Here is a 25,956-nt window from a genome sequence, read left to right as displayed (position 1 = left end):
CTTTGTGCGGTATAAGCGAAAAAGAACTTGTAGAATTCTTTGATGAAGATGTCAGGGTTCTTGCTGAAAAGCAGAACATAAGTATTTCTGATACATACGCGATGTTAAAGAGGAAATACGACGGCTATCATTTCGTCCAGAATACAGAGGGAATGTATAATCCGTTCAGTGTCCTGAATACTTTTTTCAGAATGATACCTGAAAACTATTGGTTCTCCACCGGTACTCCCACCATACTCGTAAAACTCCTTCAGAAGAACAATTACCTTCTGAGCGACCTGACAGGCAATGCAGAAGCAACAGCAGATGAGCTTACCGGGCTTGAGACAATAAATACCAATCCTATTCCTTTGTTCTTCCAGAGCGGATATCTGACGATAAAGGAGTATGACCCTGAATTCAAGAACTATATACTTGGTTTTCCTAATGAGGAGGTTGAACAGGGATTCCTTAACTTCCTTATGCCTTGCTATATGAATATGAACGGCAAGAATGCCAGTTTTCATATAATGAACTTTATAAAGGATATCCGAGCAGGAAAGATCGACAGTTTCATGGAGCGTCTTCAAAGTCTCTTTTCAGATACTCCATACGAGTTGATCCGCGACACGGAACTTCATTACCAGAATGTTCTTTTCATAGTGTTCCGTTTGATGGGTTTCTTTACTCATGCCGAGTATCATACATCTCAGGGCAGGATAGACATGGTGGTGAAAACTCCACAGTATATCTATGTAATGGAATTCAAGTTTGAGGGCAGTGCCGAGGATGCCATAGCGCAAATAGAATCACGAAATTATGCTCTTCCTTTCATGTCTGATGGCCGTAAGGTTTACAAGATAGGTGTTAATTTCAGTGCTGAAACCAGAAATATCGACCGTTGGATAGTAGCAGAATAAAGTGAAAAACGATATATCTACTGTGTGAAGCGTGCGAATTCGCAATAATAATGTGCGGATACGCACGCTTTTGTATGTCCTGTTTTTATGTAGGATGCACATATTCAATGTGTTATGCGTATGGCACGGTTTTTGATTATAAAGAATTATAAAAACGACTGTTTCATGTAAATCTAGAATTTCAATGATACTACATTATTTAAAGATGGCTTTACGCAGCCTGATACGTTATAAAGTACAGAATATAATCAGCATTGCAGGTATTGCTGTAGGCTTTGTGTGTTTTGCTTTTTCCATGATATGGATAAAGTATGAAATGAGTTATGACAGCTTTCATCGTGGGGCAGACAGGATGTATGTGATGTATGGGGAAGGAAGTGCTTTAGATTTCAAGAACTTATCATACTCGATGTCGTATCCTATGGCAAGGGATATGGTAAATCTGTTTCCTGAAGTAGAAGAGGCATCCTCTTTTATGCAAGGTCCTATTTTTATCGGCAAAACGGCAGAAGAGAAAATCGAAGTACCAGAGATAGTTGTTGATTCGGCATTCATCAATATGTTTGATGTCAGGCTGTTAGACGGAAGTCTGAGTTTCCTTGACAATGAATCGGAGATTGCTGTTACAGATGAAACGGCGATGCGTATTTTCGGAACAACGGATGTGATAGGGAAGGATTTGTATCTGTTTTATCAAAAAGAGACCAAAAAGATTTCAGCTGTAGTTTCCGGTTTTGGCAAACATACAAATTTCGGTTACGGCATGTTAACCGGAGTGAGTAAAAGCTGGCGGAATGATTATAATATAGGAAACTTCAAAGTATGTGTTCGTCTGAAAGAGGGAACGAATCTTGATAATTTAATAAAGAAATTGCATTCTGATGATATCCGTAAGATGAATTGGGGATTTGGTTATAAAGGTTATAATTTGCAGAAACTCACTTCATGCCGTTATACCATTTTTCATGATGACAACAGGGTTTCTTTGATGTATATTAAACTGTTTTCCATAATCGGGGTAGCAGTCGTTCTGATTTCTTTGATAAATTTCTTCTCTCTTCTTGTTACACGCATCAGTATTAGAAAGAGGGAGATTGCCCTCAGGGTATCTTGTGGTTCCGGTATATGGGGAATGCTCTCTCTCTTTGCTACAGAACTTTTTATTGTCATGTTTTCCGCCGGATTAATTGGTATGGTCCTGATGGAGATTCTTGAAGGGAAGTTTGTTGAGTTGTCGGGTGTAGAGGATGAATTTTATTTATCCTCATTGCTGTATTTTGTCTTACTTCTTGTTGCATCGCTATGTGTTTCTTTGATGATAATCCGATATTATTCATCGAAGTCTCTATCGGGAATGTTGAGCCGTAGAATGACTTCCGGAAGAAAAGGTATGACATTTCAGGGTAGCAGCATAGTACTCCAGCTTGTCATTTCTGTAATGATATTGTTTGGTCTGTCTGTTATATTCAGGCAATTGCATTATCTGGCAGAAAATGAAGAGGTGGGGTTTGAGCGTGAGGGACGTGCTACACTTAGAATCTATCCTCTGAAAGATGAAACAGTCGATTTTCTGAAAACTTTGCCATACGTTTATGAAGTCAGGAAAATGTATTCGTTATTGCCGCGTAGTGGTACTGCAAGTATGAGAGCCGATTCATGGGATGGAAAAACAGACTCACAGGAATCTATTATCCTGCATACGATTGACGAGGGGCAGGAGTTCATGGATTTTTATGGCTTGAAACTGCTGAAAGGTTCGCACTTGTCCGAGCAGGGTGACTTGAAATCGGCAATCATTAATGAAACAGCTGCCAGAAAATTCGGATGGAATGACCCGATAGGAAAGAAGTTCAGAGATTTCACGGTTGTTGGGGTAGTAAGGGACTTTCATATCTCTTCGCCCACAATACCTGTCCAACCGTTTGTGCTGACTTTGAAGGCTAGTTTCAGGTTGTCCAAAGATATTGTACTACGGTTTGATGAAAGTCATGAAGATGAATTGCGTAAGGAAATAGAGAAATATATCAGGGAAAATAATTATTCCGATTTTGCAAGTTTCACTACCATTGACGAAGTATATGATGAATACCTCACTTCCGAGCGTTCGCTGATGAAACTACTTATGTTTGTGGCTGCTGTATGCATTATTATATCATTATTTGGAGTATATTCTCATGTTTCTTTGTCATGTGAACGACGCAGGAAAGAGATAGCAATAAGAAAGATTAATGGAGCTACAGTACCGGTAATAATGAAGATGTTCATAAAGAGTTATTTTACAATGCTTCTGCTGTCTTGTATCATAGCTTTTCCTGTTGTTACATTGGTTATGAAGAGGTGGCTCGAACAGTATGTTGAGCGAACGTCCATTGGAATATCGCTATATATATCTGTATTCATACTTTTATCGTTGTTGATATTGATTTGTATATGGCACAGTATATGGAAGACTGCCAACGAAAATCCTGCTGAGGTTATCAAGAGTGAGTAATAATTTAGAAAAAAACATTATCATGGTATTCCATTATTTAAAAGTTGCCATACGCAGTCTGTTGAAATATAGGACTCAGAATATAATCAGTATATTAGGTATCGCTGTAGGTTTCGTGTGTTTTGCCTTTTCCATGATATGGATAAGGTATGAGTTGAGTTATGATACATTTCATCGTGACTCAGACAGGATGTATGTGGTATATAAAAAGTCGGATCATGGATTCACAAATATTTCATACTTTACGCATTATCCTGTAGCAAAAGACATTAAGAATAATTTTCCTGAGGTTGAAGATGCTGCCGCTTTTATGAATGGACCAGCTGTAGTTGGAAGAAGTCCACAAAACGGAGATTTTTCAATGAGGATTATAGTTGATTCTGCTTTTATAAATATGTTTGATATAAAACTATTGTCCGGTAGCTGGAGTTTTCTTAATAATCAAGAAGAAGTTGCCGTCACAGAAGAGTTTGCGGAACGTGTTTATGGAACTAAGAATGTACTTGGAAAAGATTTATATCTCTGGAAGTCACCGAAAAAGATTTCTGCAGTAGTTTCAGGTTGGGGAAAGCACTCTAATTTCAGATATGATATTATGCTCGGTGTAGATGAAAAGTTCAGAGATGATTATAGGGCAAGTGGTTTTTATGTGTGCTTACGTTTGAAAGATGGTGTTAATGCCTCTGTATTTGCTCAAAAGCTGAAAAATAAAGCCCTTGAAGTACCTGATGGTGGAGGATATACTATAAGACATTTTTTACTGGAGAAACTTTCATCGTCCCGTTATACGGTATTCTATAAATATGATGACATTTCCTTGTCGTATATAAAGATGTTTTCGGTAGTAGGAATAACTGTGATACTTGTGTCTTTGGTTAATTTCTTTTCTATACTTATTACCCGTATGAACATTCGTCGAAGAGAGATTGCACTTAGGATATCATGCGGTTCCGGTACAAAAGAATTGATATTGATGTTTGTAACCGAACTGGTAGTGATGATGCTCTTCAGTGGTCTTATAGGTATGTCTCTGATGGAACTTCTCAAGTCTGAATTTGTCAGACTGGCGGATATAGAAGATAACTTCTACTTGTCTTCACTCTGGTATTTCTTTGTCATTCTCATTATGTCTGTTGTGGTTGCTGTCTTTTTGATCAGATATAGTAGCAGGAAAACTGTATCAGAAGAGATAATAGGAAATATCACAAAGAAATCTCGTTTGTCATTTCAGAATGCTAGCATAGTGATACAGTTTATGATATCAGTTACCGTATTGTTTTGTCTGACTGTATTATTCAAGCAATTATATTATCTTAAGAGTACCGATGAAGTAGGATTTGAGCGGGATGGAAAAGCTTGTCTTTATTGTCAACCTAAAGATATACATATAATACATTATTTAAGAAAACTTCCATACGTCCATGAAATAAAGGAAATGTATTCATTATTACCACAGAGAGCATCTACCAGTAGTACTATAGGTGAATGGGACGGAAAGTCCGAAGGACAGAAACCGGTTACATTGCAGGTAATAAGTGAGGGACGTGACTTCCTTGATTTCTACGGAATCAAACTGTTGCGTGGAACTTATCTTACGGGTAAAGAGGATATCAAATCAGTATTGATAAATGAGGCTGCGGTGAGAATGTTCGGTTGGTCAGAGCCGATAGGAAAGAAGATATATAATTATACCGTGGTTGGTGTGATAAAAGATTTTCATATTTCCCCACCTACACAGCCTGTTAAGCCTTTTATGATAACACTTGACAGACGTAATGATCATGGTAGTGATTACGTGATTCGTTTTGATGAGGAGCATCTTTCCGATTTGAGGAACAGTATGAAAGATTATATAGAAAAAAATGAGATAAATTTCTGTTATATTAAGACTGCGAATGAAGCTTACGAAGAATATCTTGTTTCCGAAAAGATGCTTATGAAATTGCTGTCATTCGTATCTATGATATGTGTCGTTATTTCATTGTTTGGAGTATATTCGCATGTTTCATTGTCATGTGAGCGACGTAGGAAAGAAATAGCTATAAGGAAAATAAATGGTGCAGCGGCAGGCAATATTATGAAGATGTTTTTCAAAGATTATCTTTTAATGCTTGCAGCGTCGTGTGTCATAGCATTTCTGGCAGGGACTGTTGTAATGAAAAAATGGTTGGAACAGTATGTAGAACAGACTTCTATGGATGCATGGATATACTTTGGATTATTTATACTGATGGCTGCATTTATTCTTCTCTGTGTAGCGAGGAGTATATGGAAGGCTGCCAACGAAAATCCTGCTGAGGCTATCAAGAATGAGTAATAAATTTAGAAAACAAGAATATTATGATATTACATTACTTGAAGGTTGCCGTGCGCAATCTGATGAAATACAAAGTTCACAGTCTTATCTCAGCATTGTGCCTGGCTGTGGGAATAGTCTGCTATACATTGGTGGCATATTGGATAAATGCTTATAATAGCATGATAAATATGCATGATGAAGAAGTAGTAACATTTAGGCTTGAAGATGAAGATGGTCGGTGGAGTCTGTTTACGCCGGTTGATGTTGAACGGATAGAGGATCTTCATATTGATGGATTGTCGGATATTACAGTTAAATTTCCGTCAAGACAGGCTGAGATAGATGTGATAGATATGGACCAGAAAGAAAATCCTTTTTTAGTAAACTATACTGTGGTAAACGGAAATACTTTTTCATTCTATGGATTGGATTTACTGTATGGTGACCGTATTTCGGAGAAAAAGGATGAAGTCGTTATATCAAGTTCTTTTGCAGAAAAGGTTTTTGGTCAAGATAATCCGATTGGGGCTGTGATACATCTTACAGAATCTGTTTACGATTTCGACAAAGGGATTCGTGATTACAGGGTTGTAAATGTGGCTGAAGACAACTGGGCGTTTCCCAGAGTAGATTGCTATTTTCCATATATGGTTTTTCCTCAGGGATTCATGGAAGTGTATGCACTCTTGGATGATGGTACAACTCTGTCTGCGCTTAATGACAATCTGCAGAATCTTAAATTTGTAAATAATGGGAAGGACTACAGTGTGTCTGCTTTGAGTTTTTCTGATGATTTCAAGAAAAAACAGATGACAATAATATTTTCAATTGTACTTTTCGTAGCATCACTCATATTGCTTTCCGGAATGATAAACTACCTGAAGTTTGCTATACAGATGTTTTATAACCGGCAGAGGGAAGTCGCATTGCGTAAAAGTATGGGGTCTGATGCCCGGGGATTGTTTATGCTTCTGTTTTCAGAGGTGCTCTGTATGATTACAGTGTCATTTCTGTTGTCACTCGTTATAACGGAAATTGTGGTTGATACATGTCATACTTATATTTCATCCGACGATTTGCCATACATTGATTTATCGGAAGTATATTGGGTACAGACAAGGTGTTTTGTTTCTCTCCTTGTTATCTGTTTACTTGTGGTTTATGTTCCGGTATGGCGTTTGCGACGTTCCTCTATAGGCTATCATGTTCGCATAAACAACAATAAGCATGTCTTCCGTTCTGTCATGATGTGGCTTCAATTGAGTATAGCTATATTCTTTGTCGGAAATGTTTTGTATATAAACATTGCTTTTAATAAGGTTTACTATTCCGTCTACAGACCGGTTTCTGATGATGAGGAAGCCCGGATTATAGAGTTCAAGCCAAGTACATATCGCTTGAGGCAGAATATATCGCATGTAGTTGATGCATTCAGAAAGATGCCGGAGGTTGTTGATGAGATAACTTTGTGGGGAGTGTTGGATTCTCGTATAAAACAGAGATATATTAAGGCTGATGGTACACATTCTTTTATTAAAATTACAAAGGGTAATGCCAATTACTTTCAGTTCTTTAATATCCCTCATCAGGGTGAAATGACGGAGTCGGAAGATGCTGTTTATGTAAGTGAGAGATTTATGAGACAATTGGAGAAAGACAATATTTCCGGAACGGTTTTCATAGAAGGTACTTCATACCGTATAGCTGGTACATATAAGGCCCTGTATGGAGAGAATGAAGATGATCCACGTACAATCGGTTCGGCGTTCTTCCCGGTAAAACCGTTTGGAACTTTTTATTTTAAGATTGCTGAAGGGAAGGATACAGACGAAGTGATTGGTAAGATGAAAGATATTTGCAGGGAATATGTTCCGGAAACATTACCTTTGGATATTAAGCCGATAACCGACAGAAAACAGACCTTGCTTGGTACGGTGGGTTTAGTCGGAACCCTTGTCAATATATTGGCTTTTGTCAGTCTGCTGTTGGTGGTTCTAAGCATATATTCTGCCATTTCGCTTGATACAGCCGGACGGCAGAAGGAGGTTGCCATAAGGAAAATAAACGGTGCTTCGCCGGTTAAGATAGCCCTTATGTTCGGACGTTCATATATGTTGATTTATATTTTGTCGTTTGCTGCCGCATTTCCCTTTGTATATTATTTTGCATCAACAGTCTTTGTAGATAGTGCTTTCTCGGTTAACATGGATTGGGGAATGGCTTTAGCCTTGTTCGTTTCAATGTTGATTGTGGTTTTAGTTACTGTAGCATATAAGATATATAAGGTTATGCATATTAATCCTGCAGAGATTATTAAGACTGAATAAGTGATATTGTTGCATTGTGCTATGTGTGCGTATTTGTAACAAAAATGTGCGATAGCGCACATAAACTGAATATGTTGTATTCGGATAAACTACTGATAGCAAGTAACTTAATGTTTTGGCACGATTATTGATATAATAATTTACAGGTGAAATATTTTTTTGATATATGTTATTGATAAAGATTAAATATGCGATTCGTTTTTTGCTTCGTGCAAAGTCATATACGGTTATCAACCTGATAGGGCTTTCATTGAGTCTTGCCTGTTGTATAATATTGTTACGATATATCCACAGGGAACTTACTGTGGATAATCATGCCAATGACTTAAGTTCTATAATCGTTCCTTTAAGGGATATAGACGGTAATGTTTATCCGGGAGAAAATCCTGGCAATAAGGATTATTCAGTCGATGAAAAGTACATAGAAGATAGATGTAAACTTGTAGAAGAAGAAAATTCTACTATAGTCAGCGATGATGTTTCCTACAAAACAAACCTGATGGCTGCTGATACAACGTTCTTCCATTTTTTTAATTATCGTGTATTGGAAGGAAATCTTTCTTTAGATAGTCCTCATGATGTTATACTTACAGAGGGCTATGCCATGAGACTGTTTGGAAAAGAATCTCCTGTCGGCAAAAATATCTATTTTGATGGAAAGATGCTTACAGTGTCCGGTGTTATTGAACAACCTGTATGTAAAACCACATTCAATTTTGATGCTTTAGTCTCTAAAAAGTTAAGGCCGAATTGGGGAAAACTTAATATTGAACTGATTCGTGTAAATTCTGGTTTTGATATTCGGAAGCAGAATGAGAAAAGTAATGTATATCATTTGCAGAAACAGAATAACCTGAGTGGCAATGTGCAAACCAGGTATAAATATATTTCATGGAAGGATTTTTATTTTGAGACCTCAATATGTGATAAATATGAAAAACTCTTCAGGTTTGGAAACAGAAACTATGTTTTTGTGTTATCCGGTGTAGTATTTCTTTTATTTCTTGTCGGAGTATTGAATTTTGTCAATCTCTATTCTGTAGTTATGCAGAAACGAAGAAAAATATACGGTGTAAAGAAAGTTTTCGGTCTGTCCGGTAGAGGGCTCTTTACTGAAATGTGGATGGAGAATTTCCTGCTGTTCGCTTGTGCTGTATTTCTTTCATGGTGTATTATGGAAACTTCTTCCGGATTGTGGCAGGGACTATTTTCAGAGAAGATACCTGTTACCGGTTTTGACTGGTATTTGTCATTTGGATTATTGTTGCTGGTGCCTCTCTTTACGGCTATATTCTTTTATATCAGATATGGTTACAAAAATCCTGTAACATCTATGCGTCTGGTCATATCAGAAAACGGAAAGATATTTTCACGTTATGTGTTCTTGTTTTTACAGTATTCTATTACATTGTTTCTTATGATACTGTCCTTATATTTCCAGCGTCATTTTGATTATCTGATTAATTCTTCGCATGGATATGACACTGAAGAGATTATGGTTGCACAATTGTATAATCACAATAGGATTATTGATTATAGAAGTACAACGGCCAAACAGTTGAAAGAACGTTTTGAACGTATAAATAATGTCGGTAAAAAGCTGGATGAGTGTCCTATGATTGAGCGTTGGATGAACTCGTCTACAGCAGTATGGGATGGAAGTCCTACACCTATTGTCAATGATAAAGATGAGACATTTGAGTTGCAGAGTAAATTTGTTTCTATAGAGTTTTTTGATTTTTGGGGACTTGAAATAGTTGATGGAGGATTACCGGACAGAATAGATTACGCCGGTGAGGATGTAATAGTATTGAATCGGTCTGCGATGAAATTACTTGGATATACTGACCTTAATGAGGCATTTGTAAGGAGCACGTCGCCTTTGAGTATTTCTTTTGTGGATAATAGATTGATAGAATACGGAGTTGATATGACTCCTGTCTCAGCTGTAGTTGATGATTATTATATGGGACATCTTACGGAAGGAATCAAACCTATGATTTTTATTGTTGGGGCTAAGGATACAGATGGGGATGTTATGATAAAAGTGAAGAAAGACAGAGAAAAAGAAGTTATAGACTATCTTCGCAAAACTGAGAAAGAAATATATAACTCTGATGATTTTACATATAAATGGGCTGACGATATAGTGGCAGAAATGTATCAGAAAGATAAAGAGACTGCACATATATATACTGTTTTCTCATATATCGCTATAGTGATATCATGTTTGGGACTGTTGGGTATATCTCTGTTTGATATTCGTCGCAGGTATCGTGAGATTGCTATCCGTAAGGTAAACGGTGCCAAGCCTAAAGATTTGTATATAATATTAGGTAAGAGCTATATGCTGAATCTGGTGTTGGCATTTGTTGTTGCAGCGCCTGTATCATGGATTGTCATTTATTATTATACGGCATCTTTCGTAGAGAAGGCGCCTGTTACATTTGGACTGTTTGTCATTCCACTGTTGATAGTATTGATTTTATCTATGCTGACTTTATATTATCAGATAAACAAGGCAGCACATATTAATCCGGCTGAAGTAATGAAGAATGAATAAATATAGAAAAATAACATTTTAAATTCTACTAATATGATTAAAACAGAAAATTTGAAAAAGGTATTCCGCACAGAAGAAGTGGAAACTTGGGCATTGAATAATGTAAGTATTGAAGTAAAGAAAGGTGAGTTTGTGGCTATCATGGGACCTTCCGGATGTGGTAAGTCTACACTGCTCAACATCCTCGGACTGCTTGATAACCCAACCAACGGAACTTATTACCTTAACGGAGTGGAAGTGTCAAAATTCACGGAATCGCAACGTACTGATATAAGGAAGGGAGTTATAGGTTTCGTATTCCAGAGCTTTAACCTTATTGACGAACTGAACGTGTATGAGAATATAGAATTGCCTCTTTTGTATATGGGAGTACCGTCGTCGGAAAGAAAAAAGAGGGTAGAAGAGGCCATGAACCGTATGGATATATCCCACCGTTCCAAGCATTTCCCGCAGCAGCTTTCCGGTGGTCAGCAGCAGCGTGTAGCCATAGCGCGTGCAGTCGTAGCCAACCCTCAGCTTATCCTTGCCGATGAGCCTACCGGAAATCTTGATTCTAAAAACGGTAAAGAGGTTATGGCTCTTCTTAGTGAGTTGCATAAGGATGGCACTACCATTGTCATGGTTACACATTCACGTCATGATGCAAGTTATGCCGACAGGATTATCAATCTGTTCGATGGTGAGGTGGTAAATGAAGTGAGCGAATAAAAAAAGTATTGTCGGGAATGAAAACAGGTTTATTATTGGGATTGTTGATCCTTGCTTCCTGCGCTCCAAAGCATGATGAGGTGAGGATTGAGGGACAACTGAAGAATATTGATGATGGAACTGTCATACAATTGTTCTCTACAGAAGGTAATGTCGGGAAATGCTTGATGGCCGATACTATAGCCGACGGTAAATTCAAGTTTGTCTATTCTCCCGAGGATGAAGAACTAAGGAATGTAATAATATTGATGCAATCTGATAAGTACCTTGCTATGCCTCTGCAGCTGTGGGTAAAGAAAGGGTGTGATGTTACCATTACAGGTAACGATCCTTATCTTTATTCCTGGGATGTGGAAAGCAATGTAGAAGAGCAGAAGTTGCGCCAGAAACTTATTAAATCTACATTAAACGACTGGAAAGAAGTCCAGCGTCTGTTTTTGAAAGAAAAGGAATATTATATGGCTTATTCCAAGGAACACGACAGTAATATGAAAGCCATAGCAGACAGCCTGTCAAATGTTGGAAATAAGAAGATTGCAGATATATATAAGAGGTATGCGAAGATTTTGGCGGCTTCCGATATAAATGCTGCCTGGATGTCTGAATTTGAAAGTATTGCCAGAATGATGAAGTTTGATAAGAATGCTCCTATAAAAGAAGAATTGCAACTGCTTTATGACATGCTTGACGATGAACAGAAGAATTCCGATGCAGGTAAGACAGCATATTTGGCATTGAATCCACCGGTTGTTGCCAAAGTTGGTGATAATGCTCCTGACGGTGATATATATGATCTGGACGGTAATATTCATCATATATCCGACTTCAAGGGTAAATTCGTATTGCTCGATTTCTGGAGCGTTGGATGCGGACCGTGTATTATGGCTCAACCGGAATTGAAGGTTATCAGTGAGAAGTTCAAGGATAAGCTTGAGGTGGTAAGTTTGAATATTCAGGGCAAGAAAGGCTGGGAAGATGTTTCGAAACAACACTCTATAACCTGGCATAACTGGAATGACCTGCAGGGAAATAACGGATTGAGTGCCCTTTATGGAGTGAAAGGTATTCCGTACTTTGTGATGATTTCTCCTGAAGGAAAGATTCTCGATATTTGGTCCGGTTATGGAAAAGACTATCTCACCATAAAGGTAAGAACAATCATTGAGAACAAACGTCCTCCTATGACTATCAGGAAGAAGAATGGTAATAAGATAGTAGATTTTCCGCGTATAAAAAGTTCAGAATATGATGTGATATCAATACAACAGGTAGAACTATCTGAGAAAGCTACTATCCTGAAAGTACATGCCACTTATATACCTAACTATTGGATAAGGTTGGATAAGAATACTTCCCTGACTTCGGATACAGGAGTGAAATGCAAACTCCTGAAGGCCGATGGATTCAAGATTGGTGAAAAGGTTTTTATGCCGGAAAGCGGTACAATGGATTTCACACTGTATTTCGAACCTCTTCCAGAAGATGCCCAGTCTTTTGATTTTTCCGAAGGAGAGGATGTTGAAGGTGGTTATGAGATAATAGGTATTTCACTATATTAAGATACATGTATGTCTAAAAAAGTAAAATATTATTCTTTGGCTTTTGGTATCTGTATTTTATTGTTGATGCTTATCCTGACATTGAAAAATGCCAATAGCGTATATGCTTTCTTATTGGGAGATGTTCAGTCACTTTATGAACAGGCAGACAGTTTATACAGAATAAAAAAGTATGATGATGCCGCAAAACTGTATTCAAAACTGGCTAGAGTGGATAGTGCAAAATATTCTCAGTTTGTTATTGGAGATATTTATTATCAGGGTAAGACTGGAGTGGTGGACTATGAAAAGGCTATAGAGTATTTTACCAGATCGGCTGACAAAGGATGTGCTGATGCCCAAAATAACCTAGGGTATATTTATGCTTATGGCATAGGGGCAGATATCAATTATTCAAAGGCCAAAAGATATCTAAGTATGGCTGTTGCACAGGGGCATTCGCAGGCACAAGTAGGACTTGCCAGCCTTTACAGACATGGTTGGGGAGTAACCAGGAGCTATGCTGAAGCTTTCAGGTTATATCAGCGCGCAGCGGCACACGACAATACGGATGCCATGAACAATTTGGGTTATATGTACACTTTCGGCTATGGTACGGCTACCAGTGTAAATGATGCCATATATTGGTTTGAAAAATCGGCCTCAAAAGATAATGTATTCGCATTGTTTAATCTGGCTGTCTTCTATATAGAAGGTCATGGATTTCAGAAGGACTTGTCAAAGGGTGCCGAGCTTCTTGCAAAAGCTGCGGCACTCAATTCTCCTGCTGCGCAGTTCAATCTTGGATTGATGTATTATCTGGGTAAAGGAGTCGACAAAGATTATTCTAAAGCGAAACATTTGTTTCAGCAGGCTTCTGCCCAAGGTCATAACCATGCTTTGGAATTTCTTCTTAAGGTTGAAAAGAAAGAAACAATAAATGAGCCTGACTCGATATTTGATTTTAAACTTAAGGCAATGTAGCAATTCTCACTTCTCCATATCCTTCAAATGTATCTCAAGTGCTTTTACTGATATGTGTATCTCCCAAATAGAAATACCAAGTGATGCTATAAGCAACAGCAGTGCTATGCCGAATACATACACTGCTGTTGTATGAAATCCTATATAAATCAGAAACATTGTGATTACGCAGAGAAACAGGCTTGATATGCCAAGCACCTGCATGCTTCGTGTCAGGTAAAGACGGCGGCGCAGATTGTCTATCTGAGCGGCTGTCACTTCTGAGTGTTTTTGTACATATTGTTCTTTAAGAGTTCTTACAAGCTGTGCGTATGACAGAAATCTGTTGGTATAAGCCAGCAGTATGAGTGAAACAGCCGAGAACAGCAGGGCTGGAGTGCTTAAGTTTAGTTCTTCCATGTCTATTTTTTGTTTTTATATTGTTTTCTTGTATGCAAAGTTAGCTTTTAAATCTGAAACTATAGTCTTTATTTAAGATTTTACGTAAAAAGAACTAATTTTATATGCTTTATGTGTTAAAACAGGCTAAAACCTGAACATATATTTTTATACATTATTATCAGATATTAATTTTGTAAGAGATTAAAGATAGGGTTTTGTAATGTTTTTACATAAAGTATCAGGAAAATATTTATCCAGGGTAGTTTGTATGATCATGTTTGTGCTCATACAGTTTGATGTGTATGGATATGATTTGATTCATGCTGCTGTATGTGATGATACCTCCTCCTTGGTTTCTATAATGGATGAGGATTCTTTCATTAATGATTCTCAGGATCAGTGTTCAGAGTGGTCCGATCCCGTCTATAGGACATCTTCTGTCAGGTTTTTCCTTGACTCCGTTGACTCTTTTGGGGTTACTCCTATATATTTTTTTGACTCTTTTGGAGTGTATATACAATCATACGTATCTGAAAATACTTTATACATAACGGATTGTCATCCTTATATTTTGTTCAGGGCTTTGCTTATTTAGCGTAGTCTTTCTTTTTCATATCATGACCTTTGGACATGAGAATTGGCATGTAAATCTTATTCAAATAAAAACACATAGTTTCTTTTAAAATTCTATTACGTAATCTTATGAAAATTTCGATTCAGAAGGTTGCCTTCCTGTCGTTGCTGGCAGGGGTGCTTCCTGCTTGTCATGAGGCAGGCACAAACCAGGTGAGAAGCGATGGCTCTATACCTGTAACAGTTCTTCAACCTACCACGGTAGAGTTGCCGCGTACATACGTGGCTGATATTCAGGCTATACAGTTCGTAGAAATAAAACCAAAAGTGGAGGGTTATGTTAAAGAAGTGTTGATTGATGAGGGTGAGTTCGTGAAAAAAGGACAGCCTATGTTCCGTTTGAGTTCTGAAAATTATGCTGAGGCTGTAAAAGAGGCTGAAGCTAACTATAAGCAGACAGAAGCCGAACTTGAAATGGCAAATTATGAAATGGAACGTATTGAACGTCTTGTTAACAAACAGATTTATTCTCCAATTCGTCTGGAACAGGCTAAGAGGGAACGTGAAGTGGCCCGTATGAAGGTGGAACAGGCCCGTGCCCAAATGCAGCGTGCCCAGATGGATTTGAAGTATACCACTATCACTTCACCTTTCACCGGTTATGCCGACCGCATTCCTTACAAGGTAGGTAGTCTTGTAAGTCCGGAAAGTCTACTTACTACAGTAAGCGATATCTCAGAAATTTTCGCTTATTATAAAGTAAATGAAAGTGAATACCTCCGTATCCGTCGTGCACAGCTTCAGGGTGCTGATGTCCAGCAGCAGAACAATGTTGAACTTATTCTTGCCGATGGAACAGTTTATCAGTATAAGGGTGTTATCGAAACAGTAGAGGGTGATTTCGAACGTGGTACAGGTTCTATCGCCTTTCGTGTTCGTTTCCCTAATCCGGAAGGACTTCTTAAACATGGTGTTACCGGTAAAATTCGTCTTATGACAAAGATGGAGGATATTTGTCTTGTTCCTCAGAAGTCGACTTTCGAAATACAGGACTTTACATACGTATATCTTGTCGACAGCACAGGTACAGCAAAGGTCCGTAGCTTTAATCCAATTGAGCGTTATCATAACTACTATATCACTGACGACCTTGGTGCAAACACAACTATAGTTTACGAAGGTGTACAGATGATTCGCGACGGTATGCATATCAAGACCGAGAATATCCCGTTTGAGGATGTGAGAAAAGAACTTCATTTGGAAAACGTCGAATAATCTCTTTAGCCTATGTTCAAGTTATTTATTCGTCGTCCGATTCTCTCGGCGGTTATCTCCGTAATATTTGTGTGCCTGGGAGTTCTGGCCATTGTGTCTCTTCCTATTACGCAGTATCCGGATATCGTGCCGCCTTCTGTTACGGTTACTGCCCGTTACACGGGTGCCAGTGCCGATGTTATGACAAAGACTGTAGCTACCCCGCTAGAACGTGCCATTAACGGTGTGCCGGGAATGACTTATATGACTACAGTATGTACCAACGACGGTATGTCGCTCACCACTATCTATTTTAAGGTAGGAACAGACCCTGATGTGGCTGCGGTGAATGTACAGAACCGTGTGACTACGGTGCTCGATGAGTTGCCTGAAGAGGTTATCCGTGCCGGAGTGGTTACGGAGAAGGAGGTGAACAGTATGTTGATGTACCTAAATATTTTCAGTACCGACAGTACTCATACAGAAAAATTCGTATATAACTTTGCCGATATCAATATCCTTCGCGAGCTGAAACGTATTGACGGTGTGGGATTTGTGGAAATCATGGGTAGCCGTGACTACGCTATGCGTGTATGGCTTAACCCTAGCCGTCTGGCTGCCTATAATATGGTGCCACAGGATGTCACAGAGGCTATCCGTCGTCAGAACATCGAGGCTGCACCGGGTAAGACAGGTATCAGTTCCGACAAGCTTCCGCAGCAGTTGCAGTACGTGTTACAATATACCGGTAAGTTCAGTACTCCTGAAGAGTATGGAGAGATTGTTCTGAAAGCTATGCCTGATGGTTCGCTTCTCCGACTCAAGGATGTGGCTACCATAGAGTTCGACTCTGAGGACTATAACATGATTTCCATGACCGACGGTCGCCCTTCGGCATCTATCATGATTAAGCAGCGTCCGGGTTCCAACGCCAGCGAAGTCATCAAGAACATTAAGACACGTATGGCAGAAATCAAGGAAAGCAGCTTTGCTCCTGGTATGGAATATAACATTGCATACGACGTGTCGCGCTTCCTCGATGCTTCTATCGCATCAGTGCTTAAGACACTTGTCGAAGCCTTTCTCCTTGTGTTCGTGGTGGTATATATCTTCCTTCAGGACTTCCGCTCTACGCTTATTCCTGCCATAGCCGTTCCGGTGTCACTTGTCGGAACATTCTTCTTCATGCAGGCTTTGGGCTTCTCTATAAACATGCTTACTCTGTTTGCCCTTGTGCTTGCCATTGGTATTGTGGTGGATAATGCCATAGTCGTGGTGGAGGCTGTCCATGTGAAGATGCACGATGAGAAACTCTCTCCATATAAGGCTTCTGTGGCAGCTATGAAGGAAATCGGTGGTGCTATCGTTGCCATTACTCTCGTAATGTCGGCAGTGTTCGTGCCTGTAGGTTTCATGGAAGGTACGGTGGGTATCTTCTACCGTCAGTTCTCGCTCACACTTGCTGTGGCTATCGTCATTTCCGGTGTCAATGCCTTGACCCTGTCGCCTGCACTTTGTGCCATGCTGCTCCGTCCGGCAACTCACGGAAAGAAGAAAGCCACTCTCATGCGTCGTTTCTTCGTTTCGTTCAACCGCGGATACGGACGTTTCGAACGCCGTTACAACCTCGGACTGTCGAAGTACCTTGGCCGCCGCTCATTCACATATCTCACTCTGTTGCTCTTCCTTGTAGCTACATACGGCATTAACCTCGTTCTTCCTACAGGATTTATCCCTAACGAAGACCAAGGTATGATATATATCAATGTAGATGCACCTCCGGGGGCAACTGTTGAACGAAGCGAGAAAGCTTTGAGTCAGGTTCAGGCAGCTCTTCTTCCGCTTGAAGAGATTGAGAGTATCTCTACACTTGCAGGTTACAGTCTTATGACCGAGACTGAAGGTGCCAGCTACGGTATGGGTATGATTAACCTTAAGCCATGGGATGAAAGAGATCAGACTGTAGATGAACTTATGCGTACATATGCCGACCGCGTATCGCACATCAAGGATGCCGATATCCAGTTCTTCCTTCCGCCGTCAGTTCCGGGCTTCGGTAATGCCAGCGGTTTCGAACTTCGTTTGCAGGACAAGACAGCGGGCGATTTCCATGAGTTTGCCGAAGTTGCAAATACTCTTGTTGAGAGACTGAATGCCGACCATCGCATACAGGGTGTTACATCAGGATTTAACCCTAACTTCCCTCAGTATCTTCTGAAAGTTGATTTGGCTAAGGCTGCTAAGTTGGGTGTTGACCTCGATAAGTCAATGGAGACACTTCAGGCATATATCGGTAGTTTCTATTCATCAAATTTCATTCGTTTCGGACAGATGTATAAGGTTATGATACAGGCTTCTCCTGAGTATCGTATGAATCCGGAAGACCTGTATAAGCTTTATGCCAAGAATAACGACGGTAATGTGGTGCCATATTCCAACTTCCTTACTATGGAACGTATTTATGGTCCGAGCCAGATTACACGTTACAACATGTTTACCTCTGCGCTAATTACCGGTGAAGGTGAGGGTGGAGTAAGTACCGGTGAGGTAATCAAGGTAGTAGAAGAAATCTGTAAGGAAGTTCTTCCTCGCGGTTATGACGTGGAATGGTCTGGTGTTACACGTGAGGAGAAAGACTCAGGCGGACAGACATTCATGATATTCGGTATCTGTCTTCTGTTCGTATATCTGCTTCTTGCAGCACAGTATGAGAGTTTGCTTCTGCCGTTTTCTGTTATTCTTTCATTGCCGGCAGGTATCTTCGGTTCTTACTTCTTCCTCCAGATAGCAGGACTTGAAAATAATATCTATGCCCAGGTGGCGCTCGTCATGCTTATCGGTCTGTTGGGTAAGAATGCTATCCTTATTGTGGAAATGGCAAATCAGTTCCGTGCAGCAGGAGCTACTCCATTCGAAGCGGCAGTCAAGGGAGCCGTAAGTCGTCTGCGTCCTATCCTTATGACTTCGTTCGCATTCATTTGCGGTCTTATTCCGCTTGTGCTTGCTACAGGAGCCGGAGCATTGGGTAACCGTTCCATCGGTACAGCCGCTGCAGGAGGTATGTTTATCGGTACGTTTGTGGGTATCTTCCTCGTACCGGGATTATATTTGGTATTTGAAACACTGTCGGTTTATCTCAACCGCAATAAAGTCAGCTATTTAGAAGAAGATGATGAAGAATAAATTTGCATATATAGCTTTTATGGCTTCGGCACTGGCTATGGGAGGGTGTAAGGCACCTTCCCTTACGCCGACGGAGAAGTTCGACCTGCCCGAAGCGTTTATAGAAGACACAGATACAGCCACTATGGCTTCCCTTTCATGGAAAGAGTTTTTTCCGGATGCGTATCTAGTTGAATATATCGATTCAGCATTGGTAAACAATCATTCTTTCCTTAAGACGATAGAGAATGTTTCCATTGCCCGTGCACAGATGAAAGCCGGAAAGGGTGCGTTGTTTCCGGAAATATCATTGGGTATTGACGGAGGCATACAACGCTTTGGTGAATATACCATGGACGGTGTGGGAAACAGCACTACAAATACACCTGACCTTGCTAAGGACAAGCATATCCCAGACCCATACAAGGATCTTAACTTAGGACTGAATTTCCAGTGGGAGGCAGATATATGGGGAAAACTCACTGACAAGAAGCGTTCGGCAGTGTCACGCTGGATGAAATCAGTTGAGGCTCAACGCCTGGCTCAGACTATGCTTGTAGGCGAAGTGGCAGATATGTATTACAGACTTGTAGGACTCGATAAGAAGCAATACGTTCTTGAAGAGGCTATTCGCAAGACAGCTGCTTCATATCTTCTTGCCAATGAGTTGATGAACGAGGGCGAGGAGTCAAGACTTTCTGTCGATCAGTTTCGTTCACGCCGTCTTAAACTAGAAGAAATGCTTCTTGACACAGAACAGCAGATAGCTGAGACCGAGCGGGCATTTGCTCTTCTTTTGGGACGTATGCCTTTCGAAATAAAACGTTCTTCTTTTGAGAAGATTAGTGATTATACTTTCCCTGTGGAGACAGGTATACCGGCTCAGATTTTGCGTAACCGTCCGGATGTGGTTGCTGCAGAACTTGAACTGCTGGCATGCAAGTCGGACGCATCTGCAGCACGCAAGGCTTTTTTCCCTTCGCTGGTTATCGGGGGAGGGGCAGGCTTCAATGCTTTCAGCCTTGAAAAATGGTTTGCTTCTCCTGCATCTATGGTATATAATCTTGCCGCTGGTATTTCCGCACCTATTTTCAAGCGTAACGAGATACGTGCATTGTGGGAGGAGGCGAATGGTAGGCAACGTATAGCCTTGCTTGATTATCATGAAACGGTTCTACGTTCGTATCTTGAAGTCGTAGATTTGATAACTTCGTCAGAGCAGATGAACCTTCGCAAAGCTTTGAAGGAGGAAGAAAGCCGCATTCACCACCGTTCAATATACAATGCCAACGAACTGTTCAAGACAGGTTTTGCCGGATATCTTGATGTTCTTTCTGCGGACGAACGTTATCTTGACTGTGAACTTGAAAGAATAGAGCTTAATATAGCTTATTGTCAGGTACATACGATGCTTTACAGAGCACTTGGAGGTGGCAGTTTCTGATAGTTTATAATTATTAAATAAAATGACATGTCATTTTGGTTAGAACGCTTTGTCGTTTTAAATCGAATGACATGTCATTTTTTTTGTAAAGTATCAGACATCTATTCCGGATATTGTTTTTATATTTGCCAATCTTCATTAATAAATATAATCGCATTATATATTGAATTTATTTTTTATGGAAAAATCTGGTAATATTTTCCTATTGCACGGCAAGACAGTAAGGGAACATATATTTGAGCTTGCTGAGAATTCGAATAAAGCTTTTGCCGAGAGACTGAATCCGGGAGTGGAGAATGTGTTAGGATTACGTTTGCCCGATTTGAGAAAACTGGCTGTTGAAATAGCTAAATCAGATTGGAAAATATATCTGGCTGATGCTCCAACGTTCTACATGGAGGAAAGAATGCTTCAGGGACTTGTCTTGGGATATGTAAAGCCTGAGGATGATATTGAGGATTATCTTTACTACGTAACTCGTTTTGTAAAGATAATAAACAGCTGGTCTGTATGCGATTCATTCAAATTTGCCGGGAGCAAGAAATATCTATCTGCTCATTCTGACAGAATATGGGAGTATCTTAAATCGTTCATACGTTCAGATAAAGAATATGAGATACGTTTTGGAGTTGTAATGACCATGAAATATTTTATTGATGATAGCCACATTGACGAACTGTTTGTATTTTACGATAATATCCGTCATGAGGGATATTATGTGAAGATGGCAGTGGCATGGGCAATATCGTTCTGTTTTGTGGCATATCCTGAAAAGACAGTTGAATATCTTCAAAGGGCTAAGCTTGATGATTTCACTTATAATAAATCTATTCAGAAGACAATTGAGTCATATCGTGTTGATGAAGATATGAAGGCACGTTTGCGTGCTATGCGACGAAAATAAAAAATTAATATAAGAACAAAAAAAATAATACTGATTATGAAAACAATTTCTAGATTATTCCTAATTGCAGGATTGGTGGCTTTTTCTTCTTGTACACCGTCACCGAAAAATACTGAAGAACAGAACATATCATCTAAAAACCAGGTTATAGAAACTATTATGTCTCGTAGGAGTATCCGTAAATACAAGCAGCAGCCGGTTGAAATGGAAAAGTTACAGAAGATACTGGATTGCGGAATAAACGCGCCTAACGGACAGAACAAACAGTCTTGGGAAATTCGTGTAGTTAATACTCCTGAGTATATTGCTGAATTAGATTCACTAAACAGAAATCTGTCATTGGCAAAAGGAGTAGATGCTTCTAGAATTCGTCATGCATCATATGGGGCGCCGGTGTTGGTTTTTATAGCTAATGATCCTTCATACGATTTCTCACAGGTGGATTGTGGTCTTCTTGGCGCAAATATGATTCTTACGGCTCAATCTTTGGGATTGGGTTCATGCTGTCTAGGTGGAATAGCAAGAACAATGAAATTACCGGAAGCTGAATCTTTGCTTAAACGTCTTGAATTTCCTGAAAACTATAATTTGCTGTATGCAATATCTTTCGGTTATCCTGATGAATCGCCTGCAGCAAAACCTCGAATTGCTGATAAAATAAAGTTTATAGATTAACATTGTGTCAAGCATGTAAAAAATATATAAACACACGGACAAATATACGTTCGTGTGTTTTTTTATGTAATTGATTTTGTATCTTTGCCTTGGATAATAAAACATTTGTATTAATATAGTAGTGTTAAGTATATATATTTATGAAAGAAATCGTTAATCTTAAATTTAAAGTGAAATTAGGTTTAGCTTTGGCCTCATTAGTTGCGCTTGGTGCGTCAGCCCAGGTTGTCAAGCATGAACGAATGCTTTCGTTTGAAGATGGTGTGGTACCATCATTCATTACCACAGACAAAGGTATTCTTGGTGTTAATGATGAACATTATAAGGATGGACTGCACTGTATGCAGTGGGAATATAAGCCTGGCTCCATGTTGTCTATAAAGAAAGATTTGAAATTTGAAAAGTTGGATCCTTCAGGAAAAGACCTCTATCTTTCAGCGTTTATAGTTTGGGTGTATAATGAAAAAGCTCAGGACAAGAAAATTCGTTTTGAATTCTTAAAGGACGGTAAGGTATGTACGTCATTTCCTTTCGGTATTAACTTCACCGGTTGGCGTGCCGCATGGGTTTGCTACGAAAGGGATATGGAAGGTACACCTGAAGAGGGTATGAATGAAATACGTGTTCAAGCTCCGGATGTGGAAGGTACTTTGTTCTTTGACCATGTGATAACAGCCAGCAAGGTTGATCCACGACAGCAGACAGCCGATGTACAGGTACCGTTTGTAAATAAAGATACTAAGAGTCATTGGCTTCTCATCTATCCGCATTCATTGTGGAAGCCGGATATCGAACTTAGAGATTTGACAGAAAAAGACAGACAGGACATTCAACTTATGGAAAAACGCTTCCGTGATATGCTGTATACCCCGTCTGAATTGACACAAAAAGAGGTCAATGCAATAAAAAAGGCATTCGCAAGATATGACATAGTATATAAAAACGGAAAGGTGAGCGGTATGCCTATCTTCATGGTACGCCAGGCTGAAGCATACGAACGCATGATTGACGGCTGGGATAAGGATATGTTTACTAAGCTAGGCATGGAGATGAATAATTATTTCAATCTTATGAAGCGTGTGGCTATTGCATACAATAATGCAGTAAAGGATGATGATAAAAAAGAGCTGGAATATATCTTCAATGCCATGTATGATCATATTACAGACCAGGGAGTTGCGTATGGTAGCTGTTGGGGTAATATCCATCATTACGGTTATAGTATGAGGGGGTTGTATCCGGCATATTTCCTGATGAAAGATGTACTTAGAAAGAGGGGTAAGCTTCAGGAAGCGGAAAATACACTCCGCTGGTATTCTATTGCAAATGAGGTATATCCGAAACCTACTGGAAACGGTATTGACATAGATACTTTCAATACGCAGACTCAAGGACGTATAGCCAGCATACTAATAATGGAAGATACTCCAGAAAAGTTGCAATATTTGCGTTCGTTCTCCAGATGGATAGACTATGGATGCCGTCCGGCACCGGGACTTATGGGCTCATTCAAGTCTGACGGAGCATGTTTCCATCATTGTAATAATTATCCTGCATACGCTGTTGGTGGTCTTGACGGTGCAACAAATATGATTTATCTCTTCAGTGGTACAGACATGAGACTTTCTGAAGAAGCTCATAATACAGTAAAGAAAGTTCTTCTTACAATGCGTTTTTATTGCAACACCCGTCAATGGGCTTTATCTATGTCGGGAAGACATCCTAACGGAAAGGGGCAACTAATCCCTGTTCAGTATGCTATGATGGCCATTGCCGGCACTCCTGATGGAAAGAAAAACATAGATCCGGATATGGCTGCCGCATATCTCCGTTTGATGTCGCTCAATGCTTCTTTGGATAAGGACGCACCTGACTATCTGCCGCAAACATCGAATAAACTGGAGCTTAAACTGAAAAAACAGCTTGAGGACAGTGGGTATAAACCTGAACCGGAACCACAGGGAAATCTTGCCCTCGGATACGGTTGTGTGAGTGTGCAGCGTCGTGATAATTGGGCTGCTGTAGTCAGGGGACACTCCAGATATCTCTGGGCAGCGGAACATTATTTGGATGCCAATTTCTACGGACGATATCTGGCACATGGCAGCATGCAGATACTTACTGGTAAGCCAGACCAACTAGTAACCTTTGCTACTTCAGGTTGGCAGGAGAATGGATTTGACTGGAATCGTTTCCCTGGAGCAACATCAATACATCTTCCGTTCGATAAGTTGCGTGCTGTAGTGTTGAATGTGGATACATATTCAGGTATGGAAGAGATGCTTTATTCTGACGAAGCTTTTGCCGGTGGACTTTCTCAGGCTGGAGTGAATGGAAATTTCGGTATGAAATTGCATGAACATGATAAATATAACGGCTCTCACAGAGCTAGAAAATCATATCATTTCTTTGATGGAACTATCGTATGCTTGGGTTCTGATATAGAAAATGATGTAAAGGATTACGAAACGGAAACGACTGTATTCCAACTTGCCGCAATAACTCCGGAAATGAAAGATTATTGGCAGAATTATAAATCTGAAGGCAGGGTGTTCATTGATCCTAATGGAGTGGGATACTATTTGTCAAAAGAAACTGCAGCCGAAGCTAAGTTTGAGAAGATGTTCCCTCAGACTACTGTCGGTGAGAGAAATCCTAATCCGACAACAGGTGATTGGGTATCATTGGTTGTAGCTCATGGTAAGGCTCCTAAAGCTAAAGGATATGAATATGCAGTATTGCCACGTACAGATATGGATGCACTGAATAAGTTTGCCAAGAAACCAGACTATAAGGTTCTTCAACGTGATAGAAATGCGCATATAGTAAGTACTGCTGATGGAAAGCTGACATCATATGTTCTGTTTGAGACTCCTGAAGACGGGTTGCCTAAAGGACTTCTTTTGAAAGCGGATACTTCATGCCTTGTAATGGTGAAGGATAATAAAGATAAGGTTCTTCTGACAGTGTCACAACCAGATCTTGCATTGTATCGTGGAGCTAGTGATGAGGCATTCGATGAGAATGGAAAGAGAAAGGAACGCAGTATTTATTCACGTCCTTGGAAATTTAACGAAAGTCAGGAAATACCTGTTACTGTAACTATCAAAGGTAAATGGAATGTAAAAGAAACTCCTTTCTGTAAGATAGTTTCCTCTGATAAGAAACAGACGGTTTTGAAGTTTACTTGTAAGGATGCGGCAAGTTATGACGTGGAACTTTTAAAGTAATTTCCTATTGACATAATTGGAAATCATAAATATATATGCAGGAAGATGTTTGTATCTTCCTGCATATTTTATTTTTCTAGGAGACAATTACAATGATTTATATTAATATAATGTGTATTATTTGACACTTGCTTTCTTATTGTGCAATGTTTATAAAATAAATAATATTTGTTTTTGCTGATATTCAAATAGTTATCAGAAATATGATATTTTTTTTGAAAAAAAGTCGTTTAAACTATTGCAGGAATGAAAAAAGTCTGTACCTTTGCATCCGCTTTCGAGAGGGAGAGCGGTTAAGTTGACATGCTGGAACTAAGTAAAGAGGTTTGAAAATTCTTTTGAGTATCTTACCTTGTAATAGTAAGGGAGCGAGAAAAAAAGTTTGGTTTTCGAATTTTGAAAAAAAACTTTGGAAAAAGTTTGGTAGTTGAAAATAAAGCTACTATCTTTGCAAATGCTTTCACTCTTGAAACGAAAGAAGTTCTTTGAAAGATTTTAAATAAACAAACAGAATGTAGTACAAG

General features: G+C 39.5%; 16 protein-coding genes. 15 read left to right on the top strand and 1 reads right to left on the bottom strand.

The window, feature by feature from the left end; translation table 11 throughout:
- The 8 genes from Q0486_RS15510 to Q0486_RS15475 form a co-directional block, all read left to right on the top strand.
- The coding region (locus Q0486_RS15510; protein ID WP_299235433.1) for a PD-(D/E)XK nuclease domain-containing protein at positions 1-899 on the top strand (899 nt) is incomplete at its 5' end.
- Between the two features lie 184 nt (positions 900-1,083).
- Complete coding sequence (locus Q0486_RS15505) at positions 1,084-3,390, top strand: ABC transporter permease (RefSeq protein WP_299235430.1); 2,307 nt, start codon at positions 1,084-1,086, stop codon at positions 3,388-3,390.
- Positions 3,391-3,412: 22 nt separating this feature from the next.
- The gene (locus Q0486_RS15500; protein ID WP_299235427.1) at positions 3,413-5,707 is read left to right on the top strand and encodes an ABC transporter permease; all 2,295 of its coding nucleotides are present in this window, start codon (positions 3,413-3,415) and stop codon (positions 5,705-5,707) included.
- Positions 5,708-5,730: 23 nt separating this feature from the next.
- Entirely contained in the window at positions 5,731-8,016 is a 2,286-nt protein-coding gene (locus Q0486_RS15495) for an FtsX-like permease family protein (RefSeq protein WP_299235423.1), read from the top strand.
- A 166-nt stretch (positions 8,017-8,182) separates the two neighbouring features.
- Positions 8,183-10,579: an ABC transporter permease gene (locus tag Q0486_RS15490; protein WP_299235421.1), complete on the top strand. Its 2,397-nt coding sequence runs from the start codon at positions 8,183-8,185 to the stop codon at positions 10,577-10,579.
- A gap of 33 nt (positions 10,580-10,612) precedes the next feature.
- Complete coding sequence (locus Q0486_RS15485; protein ID WP_299235415.1) at positions 10,613-11,287, top strand: ABC transporter ATP-binding protein; 675 nt, start codon at positions 10,613-10,615, stop codon at positions 11,285-11,287.
- A 17-nt stretch (positions 11,288-11,304) separates the two neighbouring features.
- Entirely contained in the window at positions 11,305-12,846 is a 1,542-nt protein-coding gene (locus tag Q0486_RS15480; protein ID WP_299235412.1) for a TlpA disulfide reductase family protein, read from the top strand.
- A 9-nt stretch (positions 12,847-12,855) separates the two neighbouring features.
- Positions 12,856-13,809 carry a tetratricopeptide repeat protein gene (locus Q0486_RS15475; protein WP_299235409.1) on the top strand — a complete coding sequence of 318 codons (954 nt, stop codon included), beginning with the start codon at positions 12,856-12,858 and terminating at the stop codon, positions 13,807-13,809.
- Between the two features lie 6 nt (positions 13,810-13,815).
- On the opposite strand, the gene Q0486_RS15470 is transcribed toward Q0486_RS15475, so the two are convergent.
- Positions 13,816-14,208 (bottom strand): DUF2721 domain-containing protein, encoded by a 393-nt coding sequence (locus tag Q0486_RS15470; protein ID WP_235339891.1) that lies wholly within the window; start codon positions 14,206-14,208, stop codon positions 13,816-13,818.
- 250 nt (positions 14,209-14,458) lie between these two features.
- On the opposite strand from Q0486_RS15470, the gene Q0486_RS15465 reads away from it, so the two are divergent.
- The 7 genes from Q0486_RS15465 to Q0486_RS15435 all read left to right on the top strand — a co-directional run bounded on the left by Q0486_RS15465 (position 14,459) and on the right by Q0486_RS15435 (position 25,432).
- On the top strand, positions 14,459-14,785 hold the full coding sequence (locus Q0486_RS15465; protein WP_299235404.1) for a hypothetical protein: 327 nt from the start codon (positions 14,459-14,461) through the stop codon (positions 14,783-14,785).
- A 107-nt stretch (positions 14,786-14,892) separates the two neighbouring features.
- Positions 14,893-16,038, top strand: a complete 1,146-nt coding sequence (locus Q0486_RS15460) for an efflux RND transporter periplasmic adaptor subunit (RefSeq protein ID WP_299235401.1) — start codon at positions 14,893-14,895, stop codon at positions 16,036-16,038.
- Between the two features lie 12 nt (positions 16,039-16,050).
- Entirely contained in the window at positions 16,051-19,200 is a 3,150-nt protein-coding gene (locus tag Q0486_RS15455; RefSeq protein ID WP_299235398.1) for an efflux RND transporter permease subunit, read from the top strand.
- Positions 19,187-20,623, top strand: a complete 1,437-nt coding sequence (locus tag Q0486_RS15450) for a TolC family protein (RefSeq protein WP_299235395.1) — start codon at positions 19,187-19,189, stop codon at positions 20,621-20,623. The genes Q0486_RS15455 and Q0486_RS15450 overlap by 14 nt, the downstream gene beginning before the upstream one ends.
- Before the next feature lie 178 nt (positions 20,624-20,801).
- Positions 20,802-21,527: a DNA alkylation repair protein gene (locus Q0486_RS15445; protein WP_299235392.1), complete on the top strand. Its 726-nt coding sequence runs from the start codon at positions 20,802-20,804 to the stop codon at positions 21,525-21,527.
- A gap of 36 nt (positions 21,528-21,563) precedes the next feature.
- Complete coding sequence (locus Q0486_RS15440; RefSeq protein ID WP_299235389.1) at positions 21,564-22,202, top strand: nitroreductase; 639 nt, start codon at positions 21,564-21,566, stop codon at positions 22,200-22,202.
- A 140-nt stretch (positions 22,203-22,342) separates the two neighbouring features.
- Positions 22,343-25,432 carry a chondroitinase family polysaccharide lyase gene (locus tag Q0486_RS15435; RefSeq protein WP_299235385.1) on the top strand — a complete coding sequence of 1,030 codons (3,090 nt, stop codon included), beginning with the start codon at positions 22,343-22,345 and terminating at the stop codon, positions 25,430-25,432.
- Positions 25,433-25,956: the final 524 nt, after the last annotated feature.

This window comes from uncultured Bacteroides sp. (assembly GCF_937912035.1).
GTDB lineage: Bacteria > Bacteroidota > Bacteroidia > Bacteroidales > Bacteroidaceae > Phocaeicola.
This window is presented reverse-complemented; position numbering and strand designations above follow the sequence as displayed.

Bases quoted from the DNA above. Each gene is read 5' to 3' on its own strand.
- Q0486_RS15505 (WP_299235430.1), top strand. From the start codon at position 1,084: ATGATACTACATTATTTAAAGATGGCTTTACGCAGCCTGATACGTTAT.
- Q0486_RS15500 (WP_299235427.1), top strand. From the start codon at position 3,413: ATGGTATTCCATTATTTAAAAGTTGCCATACGCAGTCTGTTGAAATAT.
- Q0486_RS15495 (WP_299235423.1), top strand. From the start codon at position 5,731: ATGATATTACATTACTTGAAGGTTGCCGTGCGCAATCTGATGAAATAC.
- Q0486_RS15490 (WP_299235421.1), top strand. From the start codon at position 8,183: ATGTTATTGATAAAGATTAAATATGCGATTCGTTTTTTGCTTCGTGCA.
- Q0486_RS15485 (WP_299235415.1), top strand. From the start codon at position 10,613: ATGATTAAAACAGAAAATTTGAAAAAGGTATTCCGCACAGAAGAAGTG.
- Q0486_RS15480 (WP_299235412.1), top strand. From the start codon at position 11,305: ATGAAAACAGGTTTATTATTGGGATTGTTGATCCTTGCTTCCTGCGCT.
- Q0486_RS15475 (WP_299235409.1), top strand. From the start codon at position 12,856: ATGTCTAAAAAAGTAAAATATTATTCTTTGGCTTTTGGTATCTGTATT.
- Q0486_RS15470 (WP_235339891.1), bottom strand. From the start codon at position 14,208: ATGGAAGAACTAAACTTAAGCACTCCAGCCCTGCTGTTCTCGGCTGTT.
- Q0486_RS15465 (WP_299235404.1), top strand. From the start codon at position 14,459: ATGATCATGTTTGTGCTCATACAGTTTGATGTGTATGGATATGATTTG.
- Q0486_RS15460 (WP_299235401.1), top strand. From the start codon at position 14,893: ATGAAAATTTCGATTCAGAAGGTTGCCTTCCTGTCGTTGCTGGCAGGG.
- Q0486_RS15455 (WP_299235398.1), top strand. From the start codon at position 16,051: ATGTTCAAGTTATTTATTCGTCGTCCGATTCTCTCGGCGGTTATCTCC.
- Q0486_RS15450 (WP_299235395.1), top strand. From the start codon at position 19,187: ATGATGAAGAATAAATTTGCATATATAGCTTTTATGGCTTCGGCACTG.
- Q0486_RS15445 (WP_299235392.1), top strand. From the start codon at position 20,802: ATGGAAAAATCTGGTAATATTTTCCTATTGCACGGCAAGACAGTAAGG.
- Q0486_RS15440 (WP_299235389.1), top strand. From the start codon at position 21,564: ATGAAAACAATTTCTAGATTATTCCTAATTGCAGGATTGGTGGCTTTT.
- Q0486_RS15435 (WP_299235385.1), top strand. From the start codon at position 22,343: ATGAAAGAAATCGTTAATCTTAAATTTAAAGTGAAATTAGGTTTAGCT.